The organism is Flavobacterium branchiarum (assembly GCF_030409845.1).
In the GTDB taxonomy this organism is placed as follows: Bacteria; Bacteroidota; Bacteroidia; order Flavobacteriales; family Flavobacteriaceae; genus Flavobacterium; species Flavobacterium branchiarum.
In genome coordinates, this window is record NZ_JAUFQQ010000005.1 from 1,809,003 (window position 1) to 1,824,889 (window position 15,887).

Annotated in this window: 15 protein-coding genes; 13 read left to right on the plus strand and 2 right to left on the minus strand. The window is 31.4% G+C overall.

The genetic code is table 11. The annotated features are described in order from the left end of the window. Window positions 1–134: 134 nt before the first annotated feature. Window positions 135–1,265 carry a DinB family protein gene (locus QWY99_RS19785; protein WP_290267429.1) on the minus strand — a complete coding sequence of 377 codons (1,131 nt, stop codon included), beginning with the start codon at window positions 1,263–1,265 and terminating at the stop codon, window positions 135–137. A gap of 505 nt (window positions 1,266–1,770) precedes the next feature. Here QWY99_RS19785 and metG point away from each other — a divergent pair. The 11 genes from metG (at window position 1,771) to QWY99_RS19840 (ending at window position 12,255) form a co-directional block, all read left to right on the plus strand. After that, window positions 1,771–3,828: a methionine--tRNA ligase gene (gene metG, locus QWY99_RS19790; RefSeq protein WP_290267430.1), complete on the plus strand. Its 2,058-nt coding sequence runs from the start codon at window positions 1,771–1,773 to the stop codon at window positions 3,826–3,828. 214 nt (window positions 3,829–4,042) lie between these two features. Continuing rightward, window positions 4,043–4,318 carry a hypothetical protein gene (locus QWY99_RS19795; RefSeq protein WP_290267431.1) on the plus strand — a complete coding sequence of 92 codons (276 nt, stop codon included), beginning with the start codon at window positions 4,043–4,045 and terminating at the stop codon, window positions 4,316–4,318. A gap of 278 nt (window positions 4,319–4,596) precedes the next feature. Then, window positions 4,597–5,961: an AAA family ATPase gene (locus QWY99_RS19800; RefSeq protein WP_290267432.1), complete on the plus strand. Its 1,365-nt coding sequence runs from the start codon at window positions 4,597–4,599 to the stop codon at window positions 5,959–5,961. Then, on the plus strand, window positions 5,962–6,648 hold the full coding sequence (locus tag QWY99_RS19805; protein WP_290267433.1) for an RloB family protein: 687 nt from the start codon (window positions 5,962–5,964) through the stop codon (window positions 6,646–6,648). A gap of 24 nt (window positions 6,649–6,672) precedes the next feature. After that, complete coding sequence (locus QWY99_RS19810) at window positions 6,673–7,557, plus strand: DMT family transporter (RefSeq protein ID WP_290267434.1); 885 nt, start codon at window positions 6,673–6,675, stop codon at window positions 7,555–7,557. Window positions 7,558–7,824: 267 nt separating this feature from the next. After that, window positions 7,825–8,532 carry an HAD family hydrolase gene (locus QWY99_RS19815; protein WP_290267435.1) on the plus strand — a complete coding sequence of 236 codons (708 nt, stop codon included), beginning with the start codon at window positions 7,825–7,827 and terminating at the stop codon, window positions 8,530–8,532. Next, the gene (locus QWY99_RS19820; protein WP_290267436.1) at window positions 8,532–9,173 is read left to right on the plus strand and encodes a chloramphenicol acetyltransferase; all 642 of its coding nucleotides are present in this window, start codon (window positions 8,532–8,534) and stop codon (window positions 9,171–9,173) included. Before QWY99_RS19815 ends, QWY99_RS19820 begins: the two co-directional genes overlap by 1 nt. A gap of 180 nt (window positions 9,174–9,353) precedes the next feature. After that, entirely contained in the window at window positions 9,354–10,790 is a 1,437-nt protein-coding gene (locus tag QWY99_RS19825) for a hypothetical protein (protein WP_290267437.1), read from the plus strand. Between the two features lie 92 nt (window positions 10,791–10,882). Next, complete coding sequence (locus QWY99_RS19830; protein ID WP_290267438.1) at window positions 10,883–11,401, plus strand: ferritin; 519 nt, start codon at window positions 10,883–10,885, stop codon at window positions 11,399–11,401. Window positions 11,402–11,466: 65 nt separating this feature from the next. Next, on the plus strand, window positions 11,467–11,655 hold the full coding sequence (locus QWY99_RS19835) for a hypothetical protein (RefSeq protein ID WP_290267439.1): 189 nt from the start codon (window positions 11,467–11,469) through the stop codon (window positions 11,653–11,655). Window positions 11,656–11,757: 102 nt separating this feature from the next. Beyond that, a complete protein-coding gene (locus tag QWY99_RS19840; protein WP_290267440.1) occupies window positions 11,758–12,255 on the plus strand; it encodes a hypothetical protein in 498 nt (165 codons plus the stop codon). Between the two features lie 153 nt (window positions 12,256–12,408). On the opposite strand, the gene QWY99_RS19845 is transcribed toward QWY99_RS19840, so the two are convergent. Continuing rightward, window positions 12,409–13,101, minus strand: coding sequence for a DUF3575 domain-containing protein (locus QWY99_RS19845; protein ID WP_290267441.1), 693 nt, complete (start codon window positions 13,099–13,101; stop codon window positions 12,409–12,411). Between the two features lie 58 nt (window positions 13,102–13,159). Here QWY99_RS19845 and QWY99_RS19850 point away from each other — a divergent pair, with 58 nt between their 5' ends. After that, window positions 13,160–14,644: a hypothetical protein gene (locus tag QWY99_RS19850; RefSeq protein WP_290267442.1), complete on the plus strand. Its 1,485-nt coding sequence runs from the start codon at window positions 13,160–13,162 to the stop codon at window positions 14,642–14,644. A gap of 555 nt (window positions 14,645–15,199) precedes the next feature. After that, window positions 15,200–15,886: a type VI secretion system tube protein TssD gene (gene tssD, locus QWY99_RS19855; protein WP_290267443.1), complete on the plus strand. Its 687-nt coding sequence runs from the start codon at window positions 15,200–15,202 to the stop codon at window positions 15,884–15,886. Window position 15,887: the final 1 nt, after the last annotated feature.

Here is a 15,887-nt window from a genome sequence, read left to right on the forward strand (position 1 = left end):
AGACATTGTTTTTACGTGTCTAAAGCTTAGTTTAAAACTATTCTATTTTATGAAGTTCATTCTAAAAAGCTGTCTCACTATAACACACAAAGGCTAGACTCGATTTGGCTTGACTTTGGTAATAATGGCTTGTCTTAGTTTTTGATCTTTTGCTCTAGGTTTAATTGTTTCTGTGGTGGGATTCGTTTCTTTAAAAACAAGATCTGTCCTAAATGGCTTGATTGATGCTCCATAACATGAAACCAGCAATATTGATTGGACCAATCGTATTCTTTTTGTACTTCGGCAAACCAAGCATCATCTCGTTTTTTAAGTTCTGCTATGGTTTTTGCTCTTACTTCATTATATATATCTAAATAGTATTGTACTTCATGTCCTTTGAATTCATCGCGTCCGCCTTTATCTAAATTCAATGCTACATCCCATTTTTTCTTTTCTTCTTCATTAAAGCCTCTGTTTTCAAAGGTAAAAACTTGATAATACGCTTCGGCTGCCGCTAGGTGCATTATTAAGGAACCTATTCTGTTTGCTTCGGCATCGTGTAAATAATCTATTTCATATTGGTTCATGTTCTTAACTGTGTTCTCAACACGTCTTTTGAGATCTTCTAACATTGAAATCATTGCGCCAATTTGTGGAGAAGCGCCTTCGACATTTCCAATTTGTGCTTTTAATGGTGGTTTTATTCCACTGCCTTCTAGCAACAGTCCATGATTGCCATCTGTACTTTCTTTGGTAGATGTGATTTTATATTCTTTAACTTTTGTCTTTTCTCCTTTTGAGATTCCTGTATTCCACTTTGGAATTTCGTCATTATTTACAACTGTTTCGAAACTTGAATTAAGCACTTTAACTGGTTCTAGTACCCCTTTGTCATTTTCTATAAATAATTCGAACTTATCAAAATAGAATTTTCCATTATATGAACACAGTCCGCCAAAGTTTAATGATTTTGTATTTGAGTCTATTGTTCCTTCTACTGTGTATGATTTCCATTCCTTTTCTTTAATAGGTCTATCTCTCATGTTATCAAAAAAACGGTCTTCATCATTTTTTGTATCTGTTCTTGCCCATACTCCTGCCCAAGCCGATGGATCATTTGTTTCTACTTTTACTGAAGCAATAACTTTAAACTTTTTCTTAGTGGCTGTTTGTATGTCTAGAGTTTGAGTAAAAGATGTCCAATCTCTTGAAACAATCTTTGGCGCTTGAGCATAAGTCAATAAATGACTTAAAAATAATAGTACTAATGCTGTTTTTTTCATTGTCTGTTTTTTATTACTAAAAGGTAAATGTATTACTATTTTTTTGAGTCTATTTATTCCTTTTTAGTTTTTTTTACACTATTTTAATTTTGTTAAAAACCGCTATAATCCTACTATTATTAAGCACTTATGTTAATATGTTTTTTATTTGACTCTCCGCTTTTATCTCCTAAATACTCGAAATGTTTTTCTGGGTTTTACTTTGCTTTAATTGCCTATTTGCAGTACCTGTTTACAGGAATTAACCTCTGATTTACTTGGGCTGAATGCGTCAAATTATTGTTCCTGCTTGTAGCAAAGATGGTGGGTTTTAGCCCAGATAGGAACGGCATCCTTTGCTTGCCTTCTTTAGGCAAGTAAAGATAAAGTGGATAGCTGGAAATTGCTCCTAATAAAAACAGTAAAACTCTCAATTCTATTGCTTATTTTTGCACAGAATTTATCATATTAAAATGTATAAAGTTGGCCGTTTGGTCGCTTTATCTGAAAAATAAAAATCAATTTTATGTTACAAAATCCTAAGAGATATACCATTACTGCTGCTTTACCTTATACTAACGGACCTATTCATATTGGCCATTTGGCGGGCGTTTACGTGCCTGCTGATATTTATTCTCGCTTTTTACGTATGCAGGGAAAAGATGTGGCTTTTATTTGTGGAAGTGATGAACATGGTGTGGCTATCTCGATGAAGGCTAAAAAAGAGGGGGTTTCGCCTCAGGAAATTATTGATAAATATGACGGAATTATCCGTAAGTCTTTTGAAGATTTTGGAATTTCTTTTAATAATTACTCTAGAACTTCGGCTAAGATTCATCATGATACGGCTTCGGAGTTTTTTAGAAAACTATACGATAAGGGTGATTTTATTGAGGAAGTAACGGAACAATTATATGATGCAAAAGCGAATCAGTTTCTTGCGGATCGTTTTGTGGTTGGTACTTGTCCTAAATGTGGTAATGAGGAGGCTTATGGTGACCAATGTGAAAAATGTGGTTCGACGCTGAATGCTACTGATTTGATTAATCCGAAATCGACTATTACTGGTGAAACTCCAATACTGAAATCGACTAAACACTGGTTTTTACCTTTGGATAGATATACTGATTTCTTGACGGAATGGATTTTGGTTGGACATAAGAACGACTGGAAACCGAATGTTTACGGTCAGGTTAAATCTTGGGTTGATGGTGGTCTTGAGCCTCGTGCTGTGACTCGTGACCTTGATTGGGGAATTGATGTTCCTGTGGATGGTGCCGAGGGAAAGAAACTATATGTTTGGTTTGATGCTCCTATTGGATATATTTCGTCTACTAAGGAATGGGCTGCTCGTGAAGGTAAAGATTGGGAACCTTATTGGAAGGATGAAGATACTAAGTTGGTTCATTTTATTGGTAAGGATAATATTGTTTTTCACTGTATTATTTTCCCTGCGATGCTTAAGGCTGAAGGTAGTTATATCTTGCCTGACAATGTTCCAGCTAATGAATTTTTGAATTTGGAAGGAAATAAACTTTCGACTTCTAAAAACTGGGCTGTTTGGTTGCACGAATATTTGGAAGATTTTCCGGAGAAACAAGATGTCTTGCGTTATGCATTAACTGCCAATGCTCCTGAAACTAAGGATAATGATTTTACCTGGAAGGATTTTCAGGCTAGAAACAACAACGAATTGGTTGCCGTTTTTGGTAACTTTATTAATCGTGTTGTGGTTTTGACTAATAAATATTACGAAGGAATTATTCCGACACCGAATGAATTAACTGAGATTGACCAAGCTACTTTGACGGAATTAAAAGCATATCCTGCTGTTATTTCTAGTTCTGTGGAGCGTTACAGATTTCGTGAAGCATTGGGCGAATTGATGAATGTTGCTCGTTTAGGAAATAAATACCTTGCTGACGAAGAGCCTTGGAAGGTTATGAAGGATAATCCGGAGCGTGTAAAAACTCAAATGTATGTAGCGTTGCAAATTGCGGCTGCATTGAGTGTTTTGTCTGAGCCTTTCCTTCCGTTTACTGCTAGCAAATTATCAAGAATTTTGAAAAATGAAGGTAAGCTTGCTTGGAGTGATATTGCTGAAAACTCTGATTTACTTCCTGCTGGTCATCAAATTGGTGAGGCTGAATTGCTTTTTGCTAAAATTGAGGATGAAGAAATTCAGAGACAAATAGACAAACTAGAAGCTACTAAAACGGCAAACCTTGCTGAGAGTAAACAACCGGAACCACAGAAAGAATTAATTCAGTTTGAGGATTTCGCTAAAATGGATATTCGCGTTGGAACTATTCTTGAAGCGGAGAAAATGCCTAAAGCAAATAAACTTTTGGTTCTTAAGGTTGATACTGGAATTGATGTTCGTACGATTGTTTCTGGAATTGCCGAAAGCTTTACGCCTGAAGAAATTATTGGAAAACGTGTTTCGGTTTTAGCAAACTTAGCTCCTAGAGCTTTACGTGGTGTTGAAAGTCAAGGTATGATCTTGATGACTACAAATGCTGAAGGAAAATTAGTTTTCATAAATCCTGATGCTGATGCTCCAAATGGAGAAACGGTAAATTAACCGAATTCAGGTTGAAGCATTTTCTTACTTATTTAAGTTTTAGTCGTATTTTTGTTCCGACAAATTACCTTACGGAATTCATTCCGAAACTTTAATAAAAGTTAAAATAAACGAACTCTCGTCATGATGACCCTATGGAAACTCGGGAAAATCTATCTGTAAGGATATTTTGTCACATCTAAAGCGAGAGTTTCGTGCGTTTACTATTTTCGATATGACAAAAGAAAATCAAAACACATCACATGAAGATGTAATGCCAGCTGTGGCAAACTTCCTTTCTGCCCTTTGGCTTGAAGGAGATTTTAGAAATCAACCAGATTATTTAACCGAAATTTTCGAAATGATCCTGGAATCTGAAATTGGCGACTCTCTAGAGCTAAGAACTAAAATGATTGGTTGCATAAAAACCAGTCGGATGTTGGCAAAAGCACTTGAGCCTTTTTCGGATGAAGAAATTGGAATGGCTTGTGAAAAAATTATCAATGCTTAACATCTCTGTTATAAAGGCTTGAAACTTTTTATAAGTTAACAATAAGCAATTCCCTCGTCAAGGTGCTGGAGCAGGAAACTGCCCTAAATCTATCCGCAAGGATATTTAGTCACACCTAAAGCGAGGGTTTCGTGTGTTTACTATTTTGGTTTACATGAAAAGAAAAGATTTACTCTTAGTTAATTTTTTCGAAAAAATCGATTAATAGTTTTTTATATCTTATTATATTCGTTATTTTACATCAGAAATCTAATTTTTAACGAAAAAATCGTAAAATCATGCTAATCCGATTTGTTGTCAGTAATTTTATGTCTTTTAAAGACGAAACCGAGTTCAATATGCTTCCTGCAAAGGGAAATGGCTCACGTCAGCTTACAAGTCATATAAAAAAGACAAAATCTGGTGTTGACGTTTTAAAAACTGCAGCAATATATGGTGCTAACGCGGCAGGAAAAAGTAATCTAATAAAAGCAATTGCATTTTTAAAATCTATTGTTGTAAATGATGTAGAACTATTGGTTCCACAAAGCAAAAGATTTAGACTGGAAAAAACCTATATAGACAAGCCTTCAACTTTTAGAATTGAATATGAATACCAAGGAATCCATTTTGATTATGCTGTAGAAATTTTTAAAGGAGAAATAAAAGAAGAATGGCTTTATTTAATAAACTCTGTAAAAAAAGATAAAGAAGAACTGTTGTTTAAAAGAAGTAACAACAATGTTGAATTTGGAGAATACTTTACAGACAAAAGCGATTTATCCTTTGCTAAGAAATTTCTAAAAAAAGAACTTAAAGAAAATGAAACCGTTTTAAATAATTGCTATTTATTATTTGAAAACAATAAAATTCTAGATAAAATTTGCAAAGCATTTTCAAAACTTCATTTAGTTTTCCCAAACTCGATAAATATTGATTTTACCAAATCTGTTTTATTAGGTGAAAAAAAACTAGATTTTGCGAATAAAATACTTCTAAGTAGCAAAACAGGAGTTGAAAAAATTGTGTTGAGAGAGATAGATGCAGATTCGTTTTTTGGTTTAGATGATATAAATACCAAAAACAGTCTTATTGATAAATTAGAATCTAGCATTCAAAATAATGATAAGCAAGAAAAGGAAAAAGCAATCGTTTTTGGATATAGAAATAAGTTTTACACTCTTGTAAAAAAAAACAACAACTATTTTGTTTTTATGCTATGTGCAAAACATGAAAATTCTGATTTAACGTTTGATTTTCATGAAGAATCCGATGGTACAAATCGTTTATTTGAACTCGCTCCCGCTTTTGAAGAACTACTATATGAAGATGACTTTGTATATATTATTGATGAACTAGAAAGAAGTATGCACCCATTATTAGCTAAAGAACTCTTAAAAATGTTTTCATTAAATTCTAAAACTAATAGTCAATTAATTTTTACCACACATGAAAGTCATCTATTAGACGATAACTTACTACGCAGAGATGAAATATGGTTTACAGAAAAAAAATCTGATGGTAGTACCGATTTTTATCCTTTAAGCAACTTCAATCCTAGAGGTGATAAAGTCTTAGAAAGAGGGTATTTAGAAGGAAGATATGGTGGAATTCCATTTTTAGGTGATTTCTCTAAATTAATTAATGAAGAAAACCCTTTATAAATGGAGCGTAAAAGATACACATTAGATGATTACAACAAAAAAGAATCATTTAAAGATGCAACTAGATTCTTTATTGTTTACGAGGGAGAAGACAAAGAACCCAAATATTTCGGAACTTTTAATAATTTATTTTTTGAACCAAAAAAAGCAAGTATTTTACATGTTTTTGAAAAAGATACTAATGTTAAAGGTTCTCAACCAAAAAAATTAATAGAGAGGGCAAGATCTTTTATCGAAAATCCTCCAAAGGACTTACCTATTACTCCATCACAAGATGACAAGTTTAGGTTTGTACTTGATGTCGATCAACATCCAAAAGAAGAATATCCAGAACTAAAAGAATATTGTAAAAGTCTATTTGATGCTGATTTATTTATAAGTAATTATTGTTTCGAGATATGGCTATTATTTCATTTGGATGAACCAGAAAATATTTTATGTAAAACTAGTAAAGAATCTAAAACAGAACTTGGAACAAAACATACGGATTCAAAATTAAAAAACTATCCTAAAGGATATTTAACCATTGAATACATATTAAAAGCAATTGAAAGAGCTGAAAAAGCAGATTTAAATCCAGACAATTATTTTCCTGAAGAAAAATCTACTAAAGTATATTTATTAATGAAAGAACTTCTTAAATACTCAACAATAAATAAAGAAGTAATTAATCTCAAAATAATCTAAGCTAATTTAAGTACTACTAAAACAATGAAAATTACAAAACCTAGATTAGCTTTAATCTGTGGAATACTCTGCATATCGATTTTCCCGATATTGGTCAAGCTCCGTTTGACTCCTGGATTAATTTCGGCTTTTTACAGAATGGCTTTTGCTATAAGTCTGCTTTTGCCTTATGTGCTTATAACAAAGAGTTTTAAAATTCCGAATACTAAATTAGTGCTTCTAGCTGCGCTTTGTGGCGTCTTATTTGCTTCGGATGTTGCCGTTTGGAATATTGCTATTCAGGAATCGAGCGCTACTCAGGCTTCTTTATTAACAAATCTGTCTCCGCTTTGGGTTGGTATTGGTTCTTATTTCTTTTTAAAAACAAAACCTGCAACCAATTTTTGGATCGGAACAAGTATTGCCTTGTTTGGAATGATTACGTTGGTTGGGTTCTCCTTTTTTATTAATCTAAGTTTTGATAAAGCTTTCCTCCTTGCGGTGCTATCTGGAATTTTATATTCTATTTATTTATTGGTGAGTAAAAATGTTCTTTCGGAAGTGGATGTTTTATCCTTTATGACAATTGCCTTATTGGCTTCGAGCATTTATTTAGGGATTCTTTGTTACGCCTTGGATGAGCCTTTTACTGGGTTTTCTAATACGGGCTGGTTTGTATTAGTGCTACAGGCTGTAATCTGTCAGTTGTGTGCTTGGCTTTCTATTAGTTATGCTACAAAACACATGCGCGCTACAAGGGTTTCTTTGAGCTTGTTGAGTCAGGCTGTGCTTACCTCTATTTTGGCATGGTTATTTCTGGATGAAATGATTACGGTTCAAATGCTTATTGGTGGAGCTATTTTATTATTCGGAATCAGAATCACTTTTTATGATAAGACTATTTCTCTGAAAAATTTATTCGCTAAATAATGAATTTAAAATTTTGCACACATAGAAACATAGTTTAGCAAGGTCTAAAAAAGGCGTTTCACTTAAAATAAATCACATAAGCTATGTGAAAATATTTTTCTTAAATCATCTTTGATTATCTTACCAAAAATGTTTCACGCAGATTTAGCTGATTAAGCAGATTTTATTTTTTAATCTTTAAAACTCATTTATTCTGATAGATTGGGAATCGCTACAAAACAGCAGTGATAAAAAACATGAAACTTCAAACTTTAAACAAAAAATTAAATGTTACATAAAGACAAAATATCAAAACTTAAAGTAATCGCATTTGATGCCGATGATACTTTATTTGTAAATGAACCTTACTTTCAGGAAACGGAACAAAAATTTTGTGTCTTGATGGAAGATTATCTTTCGCATCAAGGATTGTCTCAAGAATTATTTAAGACCGAAATTCAGAACCTGTCTTTATATGGTTACGGAATTAAAGGATATATTCTTTCGATGATTGAAGCGGCAATGCTAATTTCGAACAATACAATTTCGGTTGAAGCTATTGGTAAAATTATTGAGTACGGAAAAGAATTACTCGAGAAACCTATCGATTTACTTGATGGCGTTGAAGAAACCTTGCAAGCGCTTCATGGCAAATACAAACTTGTTGTTGCCACAAAAGGGGATTTGAAAGACCAACACAGCAAATTACATCGTTCTGGTTTGGGGCATTATTTCCACCATATCGAAGTAATGTCGGACAAACAAGAAATTGATTATGAAAAACTATTAAAACGTTTGGATATCAATGCCGATGAATTCTTAATGATCGGAAATTCTTTAAAATCGGATGTATTGCCTGTTCTTGGAATTGGAGGCTATGCTGTTCATATTCCATTTCATACCACTTGGGAACATGAAAAAATTAATCATAAAGTAGAACATGAAAACTTTTTTACTTTTGAAAAAATTACTGAAGTAGTAAACAAATTAATATAATGAAAACTCTTTTAGATCTAGAGAATTGGAACAGAAAGGAACACTTTTTGTTTTTTAAACAAATGGAAGAACCTTTCTTTGGTATAACCGTAGAAATCGATTGTACGAATGCTTACGCAAATACGAAGAGATTAAATGCTTCTTTTTTTATTTATTACTTGCACAAAACATTAGTTGCTATAAATACAATTGAACCTTTTAGATATCGAATTGACAACGACCAAGTATATATAAAGGATACTGTCGATGCTTCGGCAACGATTGGTCGTGAAGATGGTACTTTTGGTTTTTCTTTAATCGAATACAATCCTGATTTTAGAGCCTTTGAACAAATTGCATTAACCGAAATTAAACGCATTCAGAACACAACGGGGCTTTTTACTCGAACATTTGATAACGATAATGTGATTCATTTTTCGGCTATTCCTTGGATTAATTTTACTTCGCTTTCGCATGCCAGAAGTTACAGTTATCCGGATAGTTGTCCGAAAGTTTCTTTTGGTAAAATGATGATTTCTGAAACCGGAAAACGAACCATGACAATGTCTGTTCATGTTCATCATGGTTTAATGGATGCTATGCATGTAGGCCAATTTGTTGATTGTTTTCAAGAATTAATGAATAACTCAGATACTATTTAATTTTAACATACTATAATTTATAGCTTTGGTTGTACTAAAAATCAAGTCCTTAAGAAAATCATTCCTAAGGACTTTTTTTATATCTTTAATCCAGCTCTTGATTCAAGTATATCGGTAACTCTTTAATTTTTTATTCCTAAAATAAAGAGATAAATTTGGAATGATTTTATCGCTAATAACATGAAAAAAATACTCTTCTTCTTTCTTATATTCCATAAATCAATATTAATAGGTCAAACCGTATTGAACTCATATCCTATGGATTTAAAAAAATACGATGAATATAATATGATTATGAATGTTGAGAATACAACAACACATGATGTTTTTGTTTTTGCTACAAATGCAGTCAACGTAACCATCTTAAAATACAACAGTGCTTTGTTTTTAACAGAACAACTTACTATTCCCCGTACCAATCTAGAAAACCATTCTATAATAGGATACAGTTTTAGCGAAGACGGAAATCCTACTTTGTATTGGGCTACGGACGATTACAAAAGTATTTTGGTGGTCAAATATTATTTAGAGACTAAAACCTATAAAATGCTGAGTTATAATTCTCCCATTTCAAGCCAGTTTATAATAGCAACTTTTCAGAAGAATAATTTATTCTACATGATTACTAAAGACTTGACAACACCTGCATTAATTGTTTATGTTTTTAAAAATGGTGTTGTTGAGGAAAAACTTTTTGATTTTTCTAGTTTTACTTTTCAAGATAAAAAAACAAAGCGCATCTCTTTTAATCAGGTTGTTACTGAAAACCTTATCGAAAAGATTGAATTAAATGAGTATAATCCTTTATTTAAAAGTTCAAAAAAGAGTAAGCTTTATATGTTTGATCAACATATCATTTTGACTTTAGATCATAATCCTACCCAAACACAAGTGTTTGATATCAATCTTGAAAACAATGATATTGTCGAAAAAATATTTACACAATCTGTTATAAATAATCCGAAAAAAATAAGCAACTCTTTTTTATATAATGACAAAATCTATCAGGTTAATGCAAGTCCAGATGAACTTGTATTTGATATAAAAAATTTCAACTCTGGTGAAACCCTAAAAAGTTTTAAAGTCACGAAAAATGACACAATCCGTTTTAAAAGTTCTCCGCTACTTGTTCAAGGAGAAAACCAAAGAACCAGAGAATTAAAGAACACAAGCAAGTTTTTACAGCGCCTTTCCAATTTAGATGCTGGCATATCTGTTTTTAAAAACAGTCAGAATACATTGGTTACTGTAGGTGGTGTTCCAAAAATTGAAAAAAGATATTATACCGTTAATGATCAATTGTACACTTGGGACTTTGGCTCCTCTGCCGAAAGTGTCTTTTTTGAAAGTACTTTGAATGATACTGGTGATTTTATACAATTTGAACAACAACCTTATGCTTTTGATAATATCAATCAATTTTTACAACAGAACAAAAAAGCTTTATTAGCTACTACCATAAAATTTAAAGATTTTTACATTTTAGGCTATTATGACAGTACAACAAAACAATACCTAATGCGAAAATTCACTGACGGATTTCCACCAGAGGAATCACTGAATCCAATCATAAACAAAGCGATTTTTTCAAAACCCTTTAAGGCAGACAAACCTTAATTTTATTGAGAATTAATCCAAATGTTGGCTCTTTTGAGGTTTCAAAAATGGGTTTAGATTATTTTTTTTAACTTTACAAAAAACTTACAATTATGTTATCAAAAAATATAGAAACAGCGCTGAACAAGCAAATCAGAATAGAAGCAGAATCTTCTCAAACTTATTTATCAATGGCTTGTTGGGCAGAGGCTCACGGTCTAGAAGGTATTGCAGAATTTATGTACACACAATCTGATGAAGAGCGTGCACACATGCTAAAACTAGTTCGTTATGTTAACGAACGCGGTGGTTCAACTACAATTACTGACCTTAAAGCTCCAAAAACTAGCTACGATACATTTAAAGAAATGTTTGAAGAGCTATACAAACATGAACTTTTCGTTTCTGAATCTATTAACGAATTAGTTCATATTACTTTCTCAGAGAGAGATTATGCAACTCACAACTTCCTACAATGGTATGTTTCTGAGCAAATTGAAGAAGAAGCTACTGCTAAATCTATCCTAGATAAAATTAATTTAATTGGTGATGATAAAGGTGGTTTGTACTTATTTGACAGAGATATTCAACAATTAACTGTAACTAGTTCAATCGCAATTAATCCTAAATAGTTAAAGTTTATTTAGAATATATAAAAATAACTTATATTTGTCCCAGTTTTATAATTCAACACAAATTGGGAAAAGATAAAGTAAAAGACAAGGACAAGAAAAAGGATAAAAAGAAGAAGAAGAAAAAAGAAATCCTTGACAAATTAAAGCGTGCAGATAACTGTAAATCCTCTTGTTGTGATAAATACAAAAAGAGCGAAAGCAAACGTTGCAGTCGTTGCCCTATGTTTGATCTTATCAAAAAAGTTGCTTAACAATATATATTAGCTATATAAAAATGCTCTCTTCATCGAGAGCATTTTTTTTGTGACTAAACTAGTTCTCCTAATTTTTTACTTTTCAACAACTAATGAAATATGAATAACAAAAGTCCACAGTCTAAATACATTCCGTTTATAGAAAGATTAGACATTTTTATGATCCTGATTTATTTTGGCCAACTAATTCTTGCTACAATGTTTATCGCTTTCAGTAGCTATGAAATAGCTATGACTATTGGTAAAGCAATGACCTCACTATATGTTATATTCCTTATTGGATTTTGTTTTCTTTTACTTTCCTTATATGCTATCATAAAAGCATTTCGATCAGCAATTATTTTCATAAATGACGTTGAAATAAACAGTAAAACCATTACTCTGAGAGGATATAAATACAATGCAAAATGGGAAGTAGTACTAAACACCAAAAAGATTGACATTTGCATTAAAGAGCAAACAAGGTACAGGAGAAATTCTGTTTATTATCTAGAGTTTCTAGATGAAGATGACTCAAAATACTATTTAAACACATCCATTTATTGGAGCTACGAAGAAATCTTGAACGTATATAACGAAATCAGAAAAGTAAAATAAAAATAGAATTGGCTTCTTAAAGGCTAATTCGTTACTTAACTTGTTTTGTTGACATGAAAAAGCCCCCAAATAGTGTCTAACTTTTTAGGGGCTTTTTTATACAGTCACTTCTTTTGTAAATGCTGGTTGTTATGTCAGCTTTTGTAAATTTAACTAGTTTCCAAAACCAATTATTAAGCCAAGCTGAAAATAAAATGCGGTGTTTTTTTCTTCTAGGTTGTCAAATTTCATTACCGACATTGGACTTCTAACGTAATATTCTCTCGTATTATTAGATACACCAATTCCCAATACAATTTCATAAAGAAAATTCTTGTCAGAAAAGAATTGACTTCCTACCTGTAGTGCTATTCCTTTTTTGTTTTTTGTATCCAATGCATCATCACCCAAATTATAAGAACTATCGTAACTTCTTGTTGTGTTTTTTGTAAATGCCTGTAAACCTACAAACCATCCGTCTAATGCATTTGTAATGCGAGAAGGATAATATTTCACACCAAAACGAAAAGCATTATCCGTTTCGGGTTTTTTATCTAAATCTTCATTCTTTAACTGGTCGAAATAATTATCATTTGAAAAATAAGCATACGTAACAGCCGCCGAAGCCTCTAAACTTATTTTTTTAGCTATTCGATATTCTACAATTATAGGAAACTCTTGAGAAACTAAAGAGGTTAAATCTGTCTTTATAGCCCATCGATAGGAATTGTCAGAATTATCTTTTTCAGACTGATCTGCATTATAAACCTTTATTGCAGAACTCCCAACATTTTGTTCTTCAGTTGATTGCGAAAAAGCAACAGTATTAACAAGGATAATAGTAAATAAAAGGGTGATTTTTTTCATTTCACTAGTAGGTTAAGACTGCGAAAATAACTTATTTTTGGATAAAAAAAATACAAAAATGAAATATTTTAGTTTACTTTTCTTACTAGTATGTGTTCAGAGCTTTTCTCAAAATGTAAGTTTGAGATGGTCTGATAAATTTAAATCGAACGGAAATGAGGTTATAGTAGGTGGTAAAAGTGGCAATTATTACACCCGAAATACGACAAAAGATAATAACTTGATTTTTAAAACTTTTGATGACAAAGCTGTCTTGAGAAAAGAAAGCGATGCTGATTTTAAATTAGCAAAAATTGAATATGAATATGTTAAGAATTATTTTTTAGGTAAAGATATTATTCACATTTTATCGGAACACAAAAGAAAGAAGAAAACATTGTCAATTTATGCTTCTAAAACAAACAAAGACTTTGAGCCAATTGATGAAACAATGGTTTTAAGCGAAGTAAACTACAAGGATATGGTAAAATATGGAGTAAAAATGTCTCCTGATTCTACCAAAATCGTAGTTTGGACAGAGCTAAAAGGAAAAAAGAAAAGCAAACCTAATTCTATTGAATATAAAATTTTTGACACAAAATTAAAAAATGTCTTAAAAGAAAAGACTGTAATTTTACCTCAAAATGCAGAAGACATGAGAGTTTATAATTGTCTTATTGATGATTACCTGAATTTTTATGTCAATTCACAGATAACTAAACCAAAAAAAGAGCAAAAGAAAGAAGAATCTGAAACCTATTATAGTGTATTTGTATATGGTAAAAATGATGAACTTAAAAATATAGCTTGCGACTATAAAAACAAATTCATTGACTCTTATTATTTGAACATAACAAAAGATAATACTCTTATTTGTACTGGATTTTTATCTCCTATTATAAAAGGATTTTTAAAAAGTAAAAAGAGAGAGATGGTCTCTGATGAAATATTTATCGTAAAAAATGATTGTAAAACGCTTGCAGAGAAAGAAAATAAAGTAATTAGTGTTAGCTCATTATATCCAGAGAAAGTAAGTAAGGTGTCCGAATATGTTCCTTATAAAGTTAGAGAAGTTCACGAACTAAATGACGGTAGCCTCTCTATTGTTGCAGAACAATATAAAGCAGTTTATCATTCCGGATATAAAGGAAATGGCTATTTTGTATACTATTATTGTGATATTGCGGTAATAAACCTGGATAATAAATCTCAAGTAAAAGGAATGGTGAAAATTCCTAAATACCAACAGGATGTGAGAAACCCATCATTGTTAACTACTACTTACAAAGGCAAAACCTATGTAGTCTATGAAGATGAAACTAAAAATGACAACGTAAATACGGATAAAGAAATCAAAAAGAGTACATCTAGTATTTTCTCAAGAGACAAGAATAATTCCTTATTTCTTGTTACGGTTAATGCAAAAGGTGAAATGAAAAAAGAGATTATATATTCTTATGATAAAAGTGAAATTAGATCCAATTTTAGTAAATGTGAAGTAATTAAAGATGGTGAAATCATGCTAAATGCCAATGACTATATTGGTATCTTGAAAATCAAATAAATCTCTTACTTTATTAATAGAATACATTTTATGTACTTTACTGAAAAGAAAGCACAAGCTCGTAAAGCATAATGGTATTTATAATATAGTATTCAATCTTAACGCTAGAAATCAGCATAAAAAACGCCAATAGGCGTTTTTTCCTTTTTATATATGTTCTTTGTTTCCCTATTACATTCATTACATGCTATCTTAAAAAGCTTTTCAGTAAACAGCTATTTTTTATTAACGTCGTTGAACTCAATAGTAAAACGATACTAACGAGAGGGTACTAATACAATTCAAAATGGTAAAGGGTATTAAATAACAAAAAGATTGATTTTGACATAAAGAACATCACTTCTTAACAGTAAGAAACAGTCTCAAAATTAATTTTATCCAAGAATAGCATAACACCTTAACTTAGCAAATTAATACTATTTGACAAAAAATTAGTTCAGTATTTTTTCGAAATCCCCTATAAATGTAAGTTATTACATTTGTTTTAATTAGACCAAGTCTTTATTTGTAAGAAATTATTATATATTTACATATAGATAACTCATTACATGCTACTTGACATTACTAATAATTGATACAATTAAGAATATGGCTACTTTAGGAATATTAAAATTAGACAATGTAGAATATAGGTTAATCACATTTAACTATAAATCTACACAACCACTCGACGCAATGGGCAAACCATCTGGAAAGCCTACTGGATGCTTAATTGATTTAACAATTGAATCTGACAGTAGCACCGCTCTTTTACAATGGACTCTTAACAATGAGGCGAAGGACGGTATAATTATATTTTATAAAGCTGATGCGATGAGCAAATTTAAAGATGTTGAATTTAAAAAAGCATATTGTATCTCTCATTATGAAATATTTGAAGCTAACGGAACGCTACCCATGCGTCAATTGATAAGAATATACGAATCAAGACAAGAAATTGCTAAAAAAGAAATTGCTCCACCTAAACAACTAATACAACAAGAACCTGAAAAAAAAATAATTGAAATCAAATGGATGTGTGGGAAAATGAAGGATTCTATAAATGAAGCAGGCATCGGAGAAAAAACAAGTTTTTTAGTCAAAACTGAAAATTACAAACAAGGTGAAACAATAACTATAATAGTTGATGAAGCAGACGGAAAAGACCTAAAAACCAACACTAAAGAAATCTCTTATAGTGGCAAAGTAAATGCTGAGGGTATTGCAGAACTAAAAGAGCAAGTAAAAATACAAACCGTATAAA

Excerpts from the sequence above, each read along its gene's own strand:
- QWY99_RS19785 (WP_290267429.1), bottom strand. The coding sequence starts at position 1,265 with ATGAAAAAAACAGCATTAGTACTATTATTTTTAAGTCATTTATTGACT.
- metG (WP_290267430.1), top strand. The coding sequence starts at position 1,771 with ATGTTACAAAATCCTAAGAGATATACCATTACTGCTGCTTTACCTTAT.
- QWY99_RS19795 (WP_290267431.1), top strand. The coding sequence starts at position 4,043 with ATGACAAAAGAAAATCAAAACACATCACATGAAGATGTAATGCCAGCT.
- QWY99_RS19800 (WP_290267432.1), top strand. The coding sequence starts at position 4,597 with ATGCTAATCCGATTTGTTGTCAGTAATTTTATGTCTTTTAAAGACGAA.
- QWY99_RS19805 (WP_290267433.1), top strand. The coding sequence starts at position 5,962 with ATGGAGCGTAAAAGATACACATTAGATGATTACAACAAAAAAGAATCA.
- QWY99_RS19810 (WP_290267434.1), top strand. The coding sequence starts at position 6,673 with ATGAAAATTACAAAACCTAGATTAGCTTTAATCTGTGGAATACTCTGC.
- QWY99_RS19815 (WP_290267435.1), top strand. The coding sequence starts at position 7,825 with ATGTTACATAAAGACAAAATATCAAAACTTAAAGTAATCGCATTTGAT.
- QWY99_RS19820 (WP_290267436.1), top strand. The coding sequence starts at position 8,532 with ATGAAAACTCTTTTAGATCTAGAGAATTGGAACAGAAAGGAACACTTT.
- QWY99_RS19825 (WP_290267437.1), top strand. The coding sequence starts at position 9,354 with ATGAAAAAAATACTCTTCTTCTTTCTTATATTCCATAAATCAATATTA.
- QWY99_RS19830 (WP_290267438.1), top strand. The coding sequence starts at position 10,883 with ATGTTATCAAAAAATATAGAAACAGCGCTGAACAAGCAAATCAGAATA.
- QWY99_RS19840 (WP_290267440.1), top strand. The coding sequence starts at position 11,758 with ATGAATAACAAAAGTCCACAGTCTAAATACATTCCGTTTATAGAAAGA.
- QWY99_RS19845 (WP_290267441.1), bottom strand. The coding sequence starts at position 13,101 with ATGAAAAAAATCACCCTTTTATTTACTATTATCCTTGTTAATACTGTT.
- QWY99_RS19850 (WP_290267442.1), top strand. The coding sequence starts at position 13,160 with ATGAAATATTTTAGTTTACTTTTCTTACTAGTATGTGTTCAGAGCTTT.